The sequence below is a fragment of the Anaerotruncus sp. 80 genome (genome assembly GCF_009936115.1).
Lineage (GTDB): Bacteria > Bacillota > Clostridia > Peptostreptococcales > Anaerovoracaceae > Senimuribacter > Senimuribacter intestinalis.
This window is the reverse complement of record NZ_QWES01000032.1, coordinates 1-16,352: the sequence shown is the minus strand read 5'-3', so window position 1 is coordinate 16,352 and position 16,352 is coordinate 1. Positions and strand designations below refer to the sequence as shown.

The window sequence follows — 16,352 nt, the reverse complement described above, 5'->3', positions numbered from 1 at the left end:
TTTTTCTACGCTTCGCTATGCTTTCCACCCTTCGGGCGAAAAGCATAGAAAAACGGCAACGTTCGCTTTGCTCTCTCCTCCGTTCTCTTCGTTCACTTCGCTGTCCCTTTTTCTACGCTTCGCTATACTTTCCGCCCTTTGGGCGAAAAGTATAGAAAAACGGCAACGTTCGCTTTGCTCTCTCCTCCGTTCTCTTCGTTCACTTCGCTGTCCCTTTTTCTACGCTTCGCTATACTTTCCGCCCTTTGGGCGAAAAGTATAGAAAAACGGCATTGCAGTTGTCTGGCTGACCTGGTCTTTGCCCCCACACTTGCCTTGACCGGGATTTTCCCGAGGACTTACATCTAAGCTACGCCATGATCACTGCCGCCTTGCGGATCAGCTTACGTGGATCCCTTTGCCCGTAACTGGCTTGGATTTTCAACCACAGACCCAGACAACTGCAACGCCGTCTCTTCTTATTTTTTATTTTGCTGCAAATGCTAAAAAATACACGATTTCAGGCTGTGCGGAAAGCAGTGCCTCGTAGCAGGCATTCGCCGTACTTCCGGTCGTATAAAAATCATCAAGCAGCAGAATTTTCTTTTCCTTTAACAGTGTACCATATTTTTGGTTATATGCAAACTTTCCTTTTACATTTAATTGCCGCTCCGTAGGACTTAAGCCTCGCATAGGCTGGGTATTTCCAGTTCGCAAAAGAGCATCTTTCAGGCAAGGCTTTCCCAGCAGCCTCCCCAGGTGCTGCCCCATAAGCGCCGCATGATTAAAGCCCCTCTGCCGCTCCTTTTCGAAAAACATAGGAACCGGCACAATCATATCAAAGACAAGGCGTGCCAGATTCAGCCGATCCGCCATCATCTGCGCCAAATCCCGTGCAATGTACTTTTTCCCGTTATATTTTAGGGAGAAAATGAGCCTGCGTTCATAAAGACCATACTGGGTGCAGCGCAAAGACAAAAATGGAACCAATCCGCCAGCAACACCAGCTATGCCATCACCGCCTGCAAACTTAACTTTTTGCGGTGGCTGCCCATCCCATCTGATATGCGCCATGCAGTGGTCACATAAATGGTAAGTTCTGCTTTCATCAATGATATTGCCACAGCAGATACAGTAAAGTGCCGGTGGATACAGCAAATCCAGTCCTTTTGAGATCATTGCGCGGGCAGCGCCTGTTGCTGCATTTTTCAACCTATGCCCACCTCCAGCAACTCTTCTAATCTGTACCGAAGCCCGGAATAGCGCATTTTAATTCGGTTGTTGTCAATCATGGCATTCATCTTCTGTTCCCCGCCTACCAGCACGACTACCTGCTTGCCTCGAGTCACCGCCGTGTACAAAAGATTTCTAGTCGCCAACATCGGCGGAAACCAAGAGATAGGCATAACTACGATTGGAAATTCACTGCCCTGACTTTTGTGTACCGTAATGGCGTAAGCAAGTTCCAGTTCATCAAGCTGAGAAAATTCGTAGGTCACATACTTGTCCTCATCAAAGATGACTGTCATCTGATTGTATTCTTTGTCGATTTTTTCTATGAAACCCACATCGCCGTTAAAGACGCCTTGCCCCTCTGAAAAGTCTCGCCTCTTCTTCCAACCGATTTCGTAGTTGTTACGAATCTGCATAACTTTGTCGTTTTCGCGGAAAAGTTTATCGCCGAACTTCTTTTCTGTCAAATCTTCCCGCGGCGGATTCAAAGCCTCCTGCAGCACTTTATTCAACGCGATACAGCCAAGCGCGCCTTTTCGAACCGGCGTCAAAAGCTGAATATCCCGCACCGGCACAATGCCTTCATAATAAGCTGAAAGACGCTTTGTAATCAGCTGCACCAATAGATCCACAATCTGCTTTTCCGAAGCCCGCTCCATAAAGAAGAAATCCTTGTCCTTGCTGTTGACAAAAGGATATTCACCCTCGTTGATTCGATGGGCGTTTACTACAATCATACTTTCCTGCGCCTGACGAAAAATCTCTTTTAGCTTTACGGTATGGACGTACTCGCTTTCTATGATATCCCTAAGCACGTTGCCCGCGCCCACAGAAGGCAGCTGATCGTAGTCGCCTACCATAATTAGACGAGTACCCGGTTTAATCGCTTCAGTTAGCCCCTGCATTAAAAGCAGATCTATCATGGAAGCCTCGTCCACAATTACCACATCGTATTTCAACGGGTCTTCACTAGTTTTCCCAAAGCGCATAGTGTCCTCTTCCGAGGAGTAATAGTATTCCAAAAGACGGTGCACCGTAGAAGCATAGTGCCCGCTGGTTTCCGTAATTCTTTTTGCCGCCCTGCCAGTCGGCGCAGCGATTGCCACTTTAAACTGACTTTGCTCAAAGATATTGATCAGGGTATTGATAATAGTGGTCTTTCCTGTGCCGGGACCACCTGTAATGACTGAAATTCCGCTGGTCAAGGAACTTTTGACTGCACTGACTTGCTGAGCGGAAAGCTCAATTCCCGTCTGTCTCTGAGTCATGGAAATCATACTGTCGATGTCCACAGAAAGAGACTTAAGCCCCGCATTTTCAATAGCTGCCAAATTTCGACAAATCTTCTGTTCCGCCAAATAATAGACGTACAGATATACTACGGTCTGCCCTTTCAGTGTGTCCAGCTGAATCTCCCCTTCAAAAGCCATATCCACCATATTCTCATAAACCAACTGTCTGGACACGTCAAGAAGCTGTCCAACCCTTTCACAAAGCTCTTCCTGCGGCATATAAGTGTTTCCTTCTCCCGCAAAATAGCTAAGTCCGTACTTAATTCCGCTTCTGATTCTGAAAGGGCTTTCCGGTTCAATACCCATCTTTGCAGCGATATTATCCGCTTTGTGAAAGCCAATTCCGTACACCTCTTCCACCAGCCTGTAAGGATTTTCGCTAATCAGTTCCACGGCGTCGGCACCGTAAACTTTGTAGAGTTTCAGGGCGTACTCTGCAGAAACACCATATTCCTGAAAAAACATGGACACCTCCGCAAATTCCCTGTGGGCTGCAAATGCCTCAGCGATTGCTTCGGCTTTTTTCGGTCCGATTCCGCTGACAAGGGTCAATCTGTGCGGCTCCCTCTCCATAATTTCAAAAGTATCCTCGCCGAACTTTGCCACAATAGCAGACGCCATCTTTGGACCGATTCCTCTGATAACCCCGGAAGCAAGAAAGCCTTCAATACCTGCGATTCCAGTCGGCAGCACCTCTTCAAACTCAGAAAAAGCAAACTGCTCCCCATAAGTGGGATGCACCTTAAAGGTTCCCCGAAGCTTGTACCGGAAGCCCGGCGCACAAGAAGGAAGACTGCCGACCACAGTAAAGTATTCATCGTCAGTCTCCATGATGGCAATGGTATATCCGTTGTCCTCATTATGAAAAATAATTTCGGTGATAATCCCTTGCTTTTCTTCCATTATTTTACCCACTTAACGTATCTGGTCTTTGCCGCCAGTTTATTCTTCGAGTATTTCTTTGCATATTTCAACAGCACGTCTCTATGATTATTTGCAGGATTCTTATGTACCAGAGCAGCTACCTGCTCTAAAAGCTCCGCCGCTTTTTCTGCGGAATCGGTAATACCCGCCTCCATAATGTCATTGGCATCAATGACCAAATCCTCTACGAATACCGGTTCGTTGCCGGAAATGATCTTCTTCATCATGTAGTTTCTGGATTCAATTTTCAGGCTCGGCTGGTCGTAAACAATGCGCATAGCCTTAGATAGATTGTTCAGATAATTGTAACGTTCATTTCCATATTTAAACAGGAACTTTTTGAATTCCATGTCAGTGTTGAGAAAGTTAATATCAATAATACGTTCCACACCATCTTTCAAGTGTTCCTCCGTCTTCTTATCAAACTGCAATCTCTCAATGGCAGCCAGCGCCCGCTTCTTGGTAATCGCAGTATAGACAAGTCCCAGCCTTCTGGTTCTCACCGGCCTAGTTTTATCGATATTATCGCATACAGTCTTAAAAGCATTGGTGTCAGACATGGACATCCTGCCTGCCACATCTTCACCTAAAATTACTGCCATCAGGCCAGTTCCAGTCAGCATTTTCAGACCTTTTCCCGCATGATCCGATATCAGAAGATTTTCAAATTCCTCACGCACGGACGCTACATCGCCGCTGTCTGTCTGTGCAAGCAAAACTCGCCAGTGATTACCTATTGCTTCAAAGATGCTTTTGTGCAGGTCAAAATCCAGTTCCGCCGCAATTCTTACAGCCTCCAGCATATGAATCGGTTCTTTCTCAAAAACCTCCTCGCAGGATTCCACCGTCCGAATCAGCCTGGCTCGAATATCATCCCTGCCGCCATATGGGTCGACCAAAGTTCTTTCCGGATTATCCGCAATAGCGTTAACCGTAAACACCATCTCTTTCAGCGTCTCTTCAATGGTCCCCTCAAAGTTTCTGACATCAACAATACAGCCGTCGATGACAACAGGTTCGTCTTCATCCTTTGCCGGCACTTCATAGGTAAAATCCAGCCGTATTGACTGCTTCCCTTCGTCCAATAGCTGACAGTCTGGAAAAATTCTCTGCAAATCAGCAAGGGGCGCCTTTGTCAGCAAATCCCAGTCGTACACCTTTTCGCCCATGATTTGACCGCGAACACATTCCCCCGCTGCGTAGGTTTCAAAACCCTCTTTTTCCAGTGTCTTCAGTGTCCTCAGCACATCCTTGTCGAATTTAATCACTTCTGCGTTCCTCCATCTTCTGTGGGTTTATAAATTCTGCGATTATCCAGCGTCCAAATTCTATCGGAAAATTCGCCCGGCGCAACACCTCTAAGCGCATCCTCCATATCAAACATTCTGGCATCTAAAATATCTAAATAGTGCAGCACCTCCGCTTCCGGAAACAGGGGCTTCTTTGGACTTCCAAACTCCGGTTCGTAGTGATGGGCTAAAATCATATGTTCCAGCATCAGTGTTTTCTCTTCGCTAAAGCCGAGATCTCGGCAGGTTCGATCCAAAAACTTTACACCCTGCACGATATGCCCTAGCATCTGTCCCTCAAAGGAATATCCCGGTGACACCCCGTACTCATTGGACAGAATCTCATTAAGTTTTTCAATATCATGAAGGATTACACCAGTTGCCACCAAATCTCTATTCAAATTGATATAGACCTCGCAGACGCGAAGCCCTGTCATCAGCATTCTCTTTACGTGATACAAAAGACCGCCGTACTCTGCGTGATGATTCTTGGACGCTGCCGGATAGTACAGAAGTCTCTCTTTGTTTTCTGAAAGCACCTTGGTGCAAAGAGTCCGCAAATCTTTATCCTCCATAGATTCTGCCACAGAGTAAATGTAACTGTACATCTCTTCTGAGTCCTCTGGCGCAGCCTTAACATATTCAGATATTTCAAGGGCGTCCTCTGAGTTGGCAGCTCTGATTCTGCTGATTCTAAGCTGACTCTGCCCCTGCCACTCGGTAACCTGCGCTCTGACCTTAATCAGATCCCCCTCCTTCATGCCGGATAAGAGTTCCAGTTCATCATCCGGAATCTCCCATTTCTTGCCGTTTACCTCGCCGCTCTTGTCGCCCAGCACTACATCAAAGTACTGTTTCTTGTTAGCGCCAACCTTGATGTTGGCACTCTTTACCATAAAAAAATCTGTAATTTCGGATTGTCCTTTCAAATCCGCCGCATAAAATTGTTTCATTCAATCGTCTCCATCAAAAAAATCACTACACTAATTATATAACATTTGGTCCAATTAGTATAGTGATTAAATTGTGAAGAAATTTTCCCTTATATCGCTTTTTCAAGAGCCACTCTAGCTTTGAACAGGTCACCGTCGATAGTAAGTTCAAATTTTCCGTTCATCAGGCTGGTCAAATCTTTTGCAATCGCAAGGCCCAGCCCGCTTCCTTCCGTATTTCTGGACTCATCGCCCCGCTTAAACCGCTCCATCAGCTCGTCGGCGCTGATGTTCAGCTGTTCTTTGGACATGTTCTTAACGTCCAAATAAATCATGTTCTTTTCTTCTAAAATGTCAATGTAAACTCTGCTGGCCGGCAGTGCATATTTGCTCACATTGGTCAAAAGATTTTCTATGACTCTCCACAGAAGCTGACCGTCGGCCATCACGTAGATGGAATCCGCTTTATTGGTAAAAATCACGTCAAGATTGTTTTCGGACAGCCGTTCTTCCATCTCAGCCATTGCCTGATTGACAATCGAAGTCATTTCAATCTTCGCAATTTCCACAGGAATATTGCCGCTGGAAGCCTTTGCTGCCTCAAATAAATCTTCTGTGAGTTTCCGTAGCCTTCTTGTCTTCTCATCGATAATCTCCAGATACATCGGCGCATTTTCACTGTCCAGTCCTTCCGTCTTGAGTAAATCCACATAGGACACCATGGAAGTCAGCGGCGTGCGCAAATCGTGAGAAACGTTTGAAATCAAGTCAATTTTCATTCTCTGATTCTTCAGCTTATCCATCACGGCGATATTCATGGCTTCTGAAATTTCGTTAACACTCATGGCAAGACGATCAAGTTCTCCTCCATCCGTCACAGGGATTTTATAATCTAAATTGCCCCGCTTAATCTGATTGACTCCTTCTTTAACTTCGCAGTACTTCTTCACCCATTTAGGAATAAAGATAAAGATGAAAATCAATACCGGTATCATTCCCAGCCATGTCGCGGAAAGCAACACTGCCACGATGGCCGTAACCATGACTTTCCAGAACACTTCATCGCTGGCAGCAATTGCATCTGCAATATAGCAGACTAGCTTTCCGATAATGGTATGCCGCCAGAAAGATCTGGTCTTCAGTTTTTTAACAAGGGACTGCAGCAGTATGAGAAATACGCCCATCAGAAAGAGATTTCCAGCAATACAGAAGAACAACTCCAGCCATCTCGGCTCAAACTCTGAATTGTAAAAGTAAATATCACTGCTGAACTGCTCCATCTGCTCTTTGTTTAAGAGACCCAACGCATATTCCTGATACCAATCGCTGCCGCTGAGCCAATCAACATGAGGCATGCTCATCAGTGCGATGCCGCAAAAGGCAAGAGCACCAACCACAATCTGCACATCGGTAAATATCTTATCAAACCAGTTAAGTACCACACTTCCCATCGCATCTTTTCTGCCCACCTTAACAAGGGACACGATAATTGCTGCAAGGGCTATGATTACCACGCCGATTTCAATCATCCACAATGCCGATATATGCTCGTCTCCGCCGCGAATTTCAACATGCTGCCAATATGTCTCGCCATCTTCTCCTGTTGTCTCACCATACAGCCCATATTTAATATGGTAAACCAGCGCCAGCATACAGCCCACTAAAACAGCTGCTTCTGCGGCTATCACCGCAATTACAGAACTGATGCTGTACGTCAATGTTCTATAGCTTTTCAATTTTGTATCCAATTCCCCACACCACCTTCAAGTACTTTGGATTTTTAGGATTAATTTCTATTTTTTCTCTGATTCTTCTGATGTGGACTGCAACGGTATTTTCCGGATTATAAGCAGGTTCGTTCCAAACGTTCTCATAAATCTGCTCCATGGAAAACACTTTTCCCGCATTCTCCGTCAGAAGTTTTAAGATGCCGAACTCCGTCGGCGTCACGGTGACATACTCCCCATCTATGCGCACCGCCTTTTCATCGTCGTCCACTTCAAGTCCCCCTGTCTTGTAAACCCCGCTCTTTTTCTCCATACTTCCAAGATCCACATATCGTCTCAGCTGAGATTTTACTCTGGCAATCAGCTCAAGCGGATTAAAAGGTTTGGTGATATAATCGTCAGCGCCGACGTTTAACCCCGTGATTTTGTCGTAGTCCTCCGACTTTGCCGAAAGCATGATAATCGGAATATTCTTTTCCTCTCTGATTTTCATGGTTGCCTGCACCCCATCCATCTTCGGCATCATTACGTCCATGATAATCAAATGAAGCTGCTGATTTCTGGCATAATTCAAAGCCTCTATCCCATCAAAGGCTTTAAACACCGTATACCCCTCGTTCCTTAGATAAATCTCAATTGCTCCTGCGATTTCTTTATCATCGTCGCATACCAAAATATTCATCAAACCTTAACTCCTTTCGCTTACAACTATAGAATAGTCCTGAATTATTACAAAGCGCCCATGGCGTTTCTTACGATATTCTTAACAAATTGTAACAAGGCATTACGCGGTTGTCAATGCGCCATGCTTCCAGCATCACGGTAAACGCATGAAAAGTTGCGAACATTAAATTTTAGTACCTGTTCCGTATTTTTGCAAAAAAGGTATCAAAAATTAGGAGTCACTTTATACTAGCTAAAAGGTTTTGTGCAAATTAAACGAAATAGAAATGAAATTCTTCGTTCTTTTTTGTTTTCTAAGGGGCTATTTTCGTATAAGTCTTCCATTATCCAAAAGTTCATTCCTTATTTTCCATATAATAGATAAAATGTTTTGGATATTTTAGTACCTTTTTTGCAAAAAACTCTTAAAAGTACTAATGATGTGTTTCATGCGTTTGCCGTGTGTCTGCCTCTAATCAAACCAATCAAAAAAGCAGGTACACTATAATAGTATACCTGCAGAAATTCCGTGCCGTACTTGCGGTTAATCTCTATTCACAACAGCCTGCAGCACCTGATTAGCTACAGGACCGGCAACACTGCTGCCGTACCCGCCGTTTTCCACGCAGACAATAAAGGCATATGGATGTCCTTCGTTCTTTATAAAACCTGTAAACCATGCGTTGGGCTCACTGCCGTACATCTCGGCAGTGCCGGATTTTGCGTAAATATCAAGGCCCGGAAAATTGCTCTCGCCATAATTGGATACGACATTATTTTTCATCATGGAGCGCAGCTTTTCCGCCGTGGACTCGTCAATCATGCGTTCGGTATCCTCGCCTGACGGAAAGTTTGTATAAAGAATTCTAGGCACCGTGCCCACCCCGTCTCTTGCAATTGCGCTCATATAAACCAGCATGGAGCAAGGATTCAGTTCATCGTTATACTGCCCGATTCCCGCCCACGCCAGACTCAAATCATCGTTTTTGGGAAACTCAAAAGAGCCTTTCGCATTATGAATGCCGTCAATATCGTAGGAGTCCAAAAGCCCCAGTTTTTTCGTATAACTTGCCATGACAGTGCCGCCAATCCTCTGGGACAAATCCGCAAAGGCGCAGTTGCAGGATTTTGCCAGCGCCCCCTCAAAATCCACCGTCCCGTGGGCCTGAGTGCAGGTGATAGCCTCGTCTCTGATGTAGCTGACACCGCTGCAGGTATAGCTCCAATCCTCAAGTCCGCTAACATTTTCGATGGCAGCAGCGCAAGTCACCAACTTAAAGATGGATCCTGGAATCAGATTGGAAGACAGAAACTTGTTCAAATATACGCCCGACGTATCATCCGCTGCAATTTCCGGCGGATTAGCAGGGTCAAATCCCGGAGAACTTACCATACAGATAATTTCCCCCGTTTCATAATTATATACACCTACGGTGCCGTTTCTTCCGTTCAGAGCGTTATACGCAGCCTTTGACACTTCCGCGTCGATGGAAAGTTTCAGGTCGTTGCCGTTTCCCGTAATACTGTAGGTTCCGGTCAAAAGACTGTAGCCTACGATTTTGTCTCGAAAAGCACTCTGCGCTGCAGTTGCAATATTTCCATCCATATCCCCTACGGCATGAAGGGTCGCTCTGCGTGTCAGTTCATCGTCATTATATTTCATTCCATTTTTGGTATTCTCTACAAGGATGGTATCGTTTGCATCGTAAACCTTGCCAATTGCAAGCCTTCCCTCATAATACACGTGCTGGTTCGCGTAGAAAGTCGCCCATTCACCGCCATCTGTCACAAACTTAAATATGAAAATACATATGCCCAAAAACAGCGCTGCTGCAAGAGCAAGGCAAATGATACCTCTCTGCTCTAATTTCTTCATATCATATCCTCCTCTTCCGTCTCAGCCTTAAGGCCTTTGTCCGTCAGGCTGATTGCAATGCTGGCATTCTGCCTGGTGTCCGCCGCTTTAAGAAACGCCAGCATACCCCAGGAGCCAATCATACTGGTTCCTCCGTTAGAAACAAATGGAAAAGTCACACCGGTCATCGGCAATAAATCCACCGCACCGAAAACATTGAGCACCGTCTGAAACAGGAACATGGAAGTAGCCGCACAAGCTGCAATGGTGTAATAGGTGGACCTGCCTGCCAAGATAGAGCGCACCGCAAAAAGGGAAAGGGTGATGATAGAAATCACCGCAAGAATTGCAATAATTAGTCCCCACTCTTCTACCAACATACCGAAAACAAGGTCAGTGTCCGCAGCAAAAATGCTAGACAGCCAGCCTTTTCCGGCACCAACGCCGACAAAACCACCGCTTGCCGCCGCCGACATGGTTCTTGTCTGCTGCATACCCAGCCCGTCTGCAAACTCCCAGGCATGTCCCCATACCGAAAAGCGCTCCGCTATATATGCTTTGAACTTCAGCACCATCAGACCTCCAACAAAAGCTACACCTACCAGCAAAATCAGCTTGGTAAAATCTCCACTTCTAAGGAAAGAAATCACCAGGAAAGTGACGAAGAATATAATCGCCGTTCCAAAGTCCCCCATCAGCGCCAGGCAGCAAAAGCAGAAGCCTGAAAACAGCATAAATATAATAGAATTCTTTTTTTCAAAGAGCTTGTCCAAGGACGCCGCTCCCACCCAGATGAATGCAAGCTTAATCAGCTCCGACGGCTGGAAAGAAAATCCGCCAATTTCCACCCAGTTGGCAGCACCAAAGCGATCAGTAGCGAAGACCAAATTAAACAAAAGAAGTCCCGCCGCACCTATGTACATCAGCTTCTGAATGGCTTCCGTTCTCGTCAGATTCCTAAGGTAAGCACACATAAAGAAAAACAAAGCAAGCCCCATGGCAACCGCAATAAATTGCTTAAAAGCCGCTTCTGGAAATTTCGCAGCGGTCACCGAAAGACTCAAGGTAGATAAGAAAAAGGCGATAGTTTCCATTTCAAAACCTTTTCGCTTCATGGATCGAAGCAGAATTACATAAACCCACATAAGGATACAGATTCCAGCAAAAGCCATCGTAATAGAATGAAGATAGTTTTCTCCCAAAGCTATCTTCAGTTGTATCACTGTCATTACCTGAAAAATGCTCAGCGCAAACAAGGACGGCCACGGTAGCGGAATCACTGTGTCCGATTTTCTCATCTTTATATTATTGCGACGTTCCTCCAGGCTGATTGGAAACAATGTACACTGAGTCATGCCCACGCTGATGACATCGCCGGGGCGAACTTTGACTCTCTGATCCTTTCTGACGCGTCGCTCGTTGACATAGGCTCCGTTCTTGGATCCCAAATCACGATAAGTCCAGTTCCCCTTAGGGTCTCTGGTCAGTGTCCCATGGTTTCTGGAAACCCGTGGGTCTTCGATGTTGATATCGCAGCTTTTCGCCCTTCCAAGTACATTTTCCCAATGGGTAATGGGAAGATTTTCTCCCGTACTCAAATGTAAATAAGCCCAAACCTCCGACGGATTTTTGGACTTGAGAAGCGAGCGAATTGCCCGCATTAAAATAAAAATCGCAAGGGCAATAAAAACCCATCTGGCTACAGCAGTATAAATCAGTTCAAAACCGTAGTCAGATGCGAAAACTTCCTGAATTGTTTCCAGAATCCCTGCAAAAAACTCTCCAATGCTTTTAAAAATTCCCGAAATGATCGTCATAATCTGGCTAACCCCTCCATTTCTCTTTCTGGCAATAGTATATCACAGTCTTTTTCAGATGTAAAACCCCCCGTTGACAGCAAGAATCTGTCCTGTTATATAGGAAGCTTCTTCTGAGGCTAAAAACACAGCCGCCTTTGCCACCTCATCGGCGTCACCAATTTTTCCCATAGGGATTTCCTCTGTCAGCGCCTGCAGGGTATCCTCTCCGCAAATGCGACTCATATCGGTATCGATAACCCCCGGCGCAATGCAGTTGACTCTAACGCCAGAAGGTGCGACTTCCTTGGCAAGACTCTTTGCAAATCCGATAACTGCGGCCTTGGTAGTGGAATACGCCACTTCACAGGAGCCACCAGTCTGTCCCCAAACAGAGGAAATCATCACGATACTTCCCTGCTGCCTTTCTATCATGGTTGGAAGTATTTGGCTGGTCACTGAGATTGTTCCGTATAAGTTGGTATCCATAATCTCCTTCCACTGCTTCTGCGTTGTATCTGTGAACAGCCCCGTGATGCTAATTCCTGCATTACATATCAGCACATCGAAATAAGGCACTTCCAGATACATGCGGGCTGCCCGCACACCTTCGGAAACCTGCTGACTGTCAGATACATCGCAACAAATGCCTACAGCACCTGTCTCTTCGCTGACCCCCTTTGCTTTGTCATCTCTCTCTTTATAAAGGAAGGCAACTTTATATCCGCTCTCCGTAAACGCTCTTACCATAGCAGCGCCGATTCCCCTGGAGCCTCCCGTAATCAAAACCGATTTCATCTTGGACCTCTTTTCTGTTCTCATAAGTTTCATAGGCAAACCTGTTTCTTTGCAAAAAAACATTGGGACTTGCCCAATGTTTTTTCTTTGCTTATATTTCTGGCGCATAGTATTAACTATAATCTTAGAAACTAATTCCGAGATTCTCAGATTATTTTCATCTATATTCTACTACAACTTTTTCCACTTGTCAAAGAATTTTCAGATATTATTTCTGTTTTTTTGAAAATTTTTCCGGATTTTTCTTTTGAAACTTAAGTTTTTGCCTTTTAAGCAAAAAGTTCCATTTACAAAATGCTTGGTTGGTGTTAGAGTAGTCTAGTGAAAATTTTTATAGAATGATTGAGGTATTTATTATGACTAGCTATTACTTCCTTTTGGCCGTTGCCATTATCATTTTGTCAACGAAGTTTTTGGGCGGCCTTTCAGAAAAGGTTAACATGCCCCAGGTTGTGGGCGCGCTGGTTGCCGGTGTTATCCTCGGACCATCGGTACTTGGCGTTGTAACAGAAACCAATTTTCTTGCGGAAACCGCCGAAATCGGTGTTATTTTACTGATGTTTATGGCAGGTCTTGATACAGATATTAACGAAATCAAGAAAAACAGCGTTTCCATGCTGTGTATTGCAGCCATGGGTGTGATTCTGCCGCTCATCGGCGGCGCTGCCTGCTACTATTTCTATTTTCATGTAGATTCATCCGACTTTAATGAAGTCCTAAAGTGCGTATTCATGGGTGTCATTCTAACTGCAACTTCTGTAAGTATTACAGTAGAAGCACTCCGTGAAATGGGTAAGCTGAACGGTCCTGTTGGTAGTGCTATTCTGGGTGCTGCAGTGCTTGACGATATCATCGGTATCATCATTTTAACCATCGTATCCAGCCTGAAAGATCCGTCGGTAAGCATTATCTCCATTTTAATCAAAATCGCACTATATATCGTTCTCATGGCTGTGCTTGCCGTTATTCTTAAAACTGCCAGACCAAAAGTTGACGATTTAAAAGACAAACGCAGAGTTTGCATCTACGTAATGGCGCTCATTCTGCTCGTCGCATTTATTACAGAACAGTATTTTGGAATCGCTGATATCACTGGTGCATACCTGCTGGGGCTTTTAATGTCTACCTTTGAGATTAAATCCTATATTGCAAAAAAACTTACCGTTCCAAGCTATCTCTTTTTCTCTCCGATCTTCTTCGCAAGTATCGGAATCAAAACAGAGCTTTCCGGTATGACAATATCCATGTTGATTTTCTCTGTGCTGCTCCTTCTTGTAGCTGTTCTGACAAAGATTCTCGGCTGCGGACTGGGTGCACGAATCTGCAAATTTAGCACCAGCGATTCTTTCCATATTGGTATCGGCATGGTGTCCAGAGGTGAAGTCGCACTGATTGTTGCACAGAAAGGCTACAACATGGGACTTCTCAGCGGCTATTTATTCTCACCAATCGTATTGGTAGTTATCGTTACTACCATTATTACGCCGGTGCTTTTGAAAAAATTCATGAAATAACACCTTAATTACTGTAAATGCTGCAAAGCCCGCTGGGTACATCCCCTGCGGGCTTTGCTATTGTAATTGTATTTTTAAAAAAACATGTGGAATTTTGTCTAAAAACGTCAAAACTTGAAACTTTTTTGCCCTGTGACGTACTCTATTATTATGTAACACTTTTTAGAATTTAATAGGAGGACTATACCACATGGACAAAAAAATGCAGCAGTGTATAGCGAATAATTTAAGGTATCTCAGGGATTATTATGACTACACACAGGAAGACGTAGCCGCCCTTTTACATATTTCTCGTACGACTTACGGAATACTGGAAAGCGGAACTAAAAATATGCGCACAGATTTACTTGTAAGACTGGCACGGGTTTATCAGGTGCCTGTCGACCTTCTCATGGAACAAAACTACGAAAAGTTTGCAAGGAGTGTCGCCCTTTCCGATGCTCATAATTCCGATGTATCAGAACTGCTGTACCTATATCGTAAGCTTTCCCCCTTCTCCCAAGGCTGTCTCATTGAAAAAGCAGCCATTCTGCTGATGGACGAGAAAGTAAAATAAGAGCCAATAGAAAACAACCGGGTGAAGGTGGTGGTAATCTGCCAAATCCGGTTGTTTTCTATTACTCTCTATTTTTTCTTTGGCAGCGCAAGTATCATTACGAGGGTGGAAACTGCCATAACTGCTGCCAGAATGCCCAGCAGCGGAAACGCTGTCGTCTCTGACTGATTTACCCCTAATACAATCAGATAGCAAAGCCCCAATATCCCGCTGATTAAATTGACGGTCAGCGCACCACAAGCCAGCTTGCTGTGATTTCTCATCCTTATCAATCCCCCTTTGTACCTACATTATATAATCCGTCTGTTTCCCTTTCCATAGCTGCCGCTTACAATCCCCTTACAAAATCGTAAGTTTCGACATTTTTTATCATAGAAAGGGGTTTATTTACAGCAAAAAATCCTGTATAATAAATTTTAATGCAGAAAACCGATAAAAGGTCTCTGTAAAGAATACAACTTATAGCAGAAAGGAAACGCTATGCGATATCAACCACCTTATTTTGATTTTGAGATTTGCGGAGTAAAGAGAAAACTTCCTTTTGTAAAGATAAAAGAAGACATGGCTCTTGCCAGCTTTTGTATCGTTTCTGATACAGAGCTGGTACAGGCTGTTGCGCCTGAACTTGCAAAAAAACTGCCGGAATTTGATGTACTTTTAACTGCTGAAGCTAAAGGAATCATTCTAACCTATGAGCTCAGCAGAATTCTAGGTCACAAGGACTTTGTCGTAGCAAGGAAAAGCAACAAACCATATATGCAGAATGTGCTGGAAGCCAATGTTTACTCCATCACCACCCAGAAAAAACAGACCCTTTACATGGACGGTTGCGATGTAGATAAGATTCGCGGCAAGAGAGTTGCGATTATAGACGACGTCATTGCTACCGGGGAATCGCTGAACGCACTGGAAACTTTGGCAAAGGAAGCTGGAGCCGAAATCGTGTGCCGTGCAGCAGTTCTTGCTGAGCTTGACTCGGTTTACAGAGATGATATCATCTTCTTAAAAGAACACTATGTCTTTACACCAAACGAAGACGGCACCTTTACCCCGATTGAAAGCCCTATGAAAAAAGCAGCAAAAGCAAAAGAAGCAGAAACTGAAATTTCAGTTTCCACATTCCGAAACTAAATGATTAACGGATAATTAAAAGACGTGTATCGGTGAATCTTGTGCGCGTCTTTTTATTGTCTGAGGACAACAAGATTCCCACGCACCCGTTTGAAGCAGTAAGTCCTAGGTTTGTGTACGGGAGTAAGCTTAACAAAAAGAGAATGGGGATATGTCGATGATTTGCGCGCCATATTTGACCTTGATTTCTGTATACATGGCGCAGACCTGTGAAAAAGTGCCATATATAAAAGCTTTTTAAGAAAAAATGGCGGCTGCAGAAAGAAATGCAGACAGAAAGTCGGAAAAACTTTGGCACTCTACAGTAAAATATCAAAAAGGTAGGTATCAGGCAGCAGGTGCGCGCCAGTTTTTCAGAAAATGAATTCAAATATGGCGTTTGGCGAGTGGCTGGCGCCATGTATACAAAAAAACGCTTAGAATATGGCGTTTTCCAGGGAGTGAACGCCAGATATACAAAAAAATCCTGAGATTATGGCGCGCCGGTTTCTCCGCAGCATGAACTGCCGCATACCAAATCCCAGCATTTGACCTGAATCCTTTTTCGCTCTAATACTACTTTTACGGCAAAGAGACTGTCTACGCTTGATATGCTCCCTTCTAGGTAGACAAGTGAAAAAATAAAAACTTGTTATCTGGAAGGGAGCATTAGTATGTCTAGAA

The 16,352-nt window shown here is 44.5% G+C and carries 12 protein-coding genes and 1 pseudogene; 3 read left to right on the top strand and 10 right to left on the bottom strand.

Annotated elements, in window-relative coordinates; all coding sequences use genetic code 11:
- Window positions 1–465: 465 nt before the first annotated feature.
- The 9 genes from D1155_RS13840 to fabG all read right to left on the bottom strand — a co-directional run bounded on the left by D1155_RS13840 (window position 466) and on the right by fabG (window position 12,488).
- Window positions 466–1,191, bottom strand: coding sequence for a ComF family protein (locus tag D1155_RS13840; protein ID WP_160203010.1), 726 nt, complete (start codon window positions 1,189–1,191; stop codon window positions 466–468).
- Window positions 1,188–3,407: an ATP-dependent RecD-like DNA helicase gene (locus D1155_RS13835; protein WP_160203009.1), complete on the bottom strand. Its 2,220-nt coding sequence runs from the start codon at window positions 3,405–3,407 to the stop codon at window positions 1,188–1,190. Before D1155_RS13835 ends, D1155_RS13840 begins: the two co-directional genes overlap by 4 nt.
- Window positions 3,407–4,696: a CCA tRNA nucleotidyltransferase gene (locus tag D1155_RS13830; protein WP_160203008.1), complete on the bottom strand. Its 1,290-nt coding sequence runs from the start codon at window positions 4,694–4,696 to the stop codon at window positions 3,407–3,409. The genes D1155_RS13835 and D1155_RS13830 overlap by 1 nt, the downstream gene beginning before the upstream one ends.
- Window positions 4,693–5,670, bottom strand: a complete 978-nt coding sequence (locus D1155_RS13825; protein WP_160203007.1) for an HD domain-containing protein — start codon at window positions 5,668–5,670, stop codon at window positions 4,693–4,695. Before D1155_RS13825 ends, D1155_RS13830 begins: the two co-directional genes overlap by 4 nt.
- 89 nt (window positions 5,671–5,759) lie before the next feature.
- Window positions 5,760–7,397, bottom strand: coding sequence for a HAMP domain-containing sensor histidine kinase (locus D1155_RS13820; RefSeq protein WP_160203006.1), 1,638 nt, complete (start codon window positions 7,395–7,397; stop codon window positions 5,760–5,762).
- Entirely contained in the window at window positions 7,372–8,058 is a 687-nt protein-coding gene (locus D1155_RS13815; protein ID WP_160203005.1) for a response regulator transcription factor, read from the bottom strand. The genes D1155_RS13820 and D1155_RS13815 overlap by 26 nt, the downstream gene beginning before the upstream one ends.
- A 525-nt stretch (window positions 8,059–8,583) precedes the next feature.
- Window positions 8,584–9,915, bottom strand: a complete 1,332-nt coding sequence (locus D1155_RS13810; RefSeq protein ID WP_160203004.1) for a penicillin-binding transpeptidase domain-containing protein — start codon at window positions 9,913–9,915, stop codon at window positions 8,584–8,586.
- Complete coding sequence (locus tag D1155_RS13805) at window positions 9,912–11,711, bottom strand: FtsW/RodA/SpoVE family cell cycle protein (protein ID WP_160203003.1); 1,800 nt, start codon at window positions 11,709–11,711, stop codon at window positions 9,912–9,914. The genes D1155_RS13810 and D1155_RS13805 overlap by 4 nt, the downstream gene beginning before the upstream one ends.
- Window positions 11,712–11,765: 54 nt before the next feature.
- Window positions 11,766–12,488: a 3-oxoacyl-ACP reductase FabG gene (gene fabG, locus D1155_RS13800; protein ID WP_160203012.1), complete on the bottom strand. Its 723-nt coding sequence runs from the start codon at window positions 12,486–12,488 to the stop codon at window positions 11,766–11,768.
- A gap of 356 nt (window positions 12,489–12,844) precedes the next feature.
- Between fabG and D1155_RS13795 the strand changes: the two genes are divergently transcribed.
- Window positions 12,845–14,002: a cation:proton antiporter gene (locus D1155_RS13795; RefSeq protein ID WP_160203011.1), complete on the top strand. Its 1,158-nt coding sequence runs from the start codon at window positions 12,845–12,847 to the stop codon at window positions 14,000–14,002.
- Window positions 14,003–14,192: 190 nt separating this feature from the next.
- Entirely contained in the window at window positions 14,193–14,558 is a 366-nt protein-coding gene (locus tag D1155_RS13790) for a helix-turn-helix transcriptional regulator (RefSeq protein ID WP_160203002.1), read from the top strand.
- A gap of 68 nt (window positions 14,559–14,626) precedes the next feature.
- Here D1155_RS13790 and D1155_RS13785 read toward each other — a convergent pair whose 3' ends face one another.
- The gene (locus D1155_RS13785; protein ID WP_160203001.1) at window positions 14,627–14,821 is read right to left on the bottom strand and encodes a hypothetical protein; all 195 of its coding nucleotides are present in this window, start codon (window positions 14,819–14,821) and stop codon (window positions 14,627–14,629) included.
- 217 nt (window positions 14,822–15,038) lie between these two features.
- On the opposite strand from D1155_RS13785, the pseudogene D1155_RS13780 reads away from it, so the two are divergent.
- Window positions 15,039–15,581: pseudogene (locus D1155_RS13780) on the top strand (phosphoribosyltransferase family protein); the annotation flags it as partial.
- Window positions 15,582–16,352 lie beyond the last annotated feature (771 nt).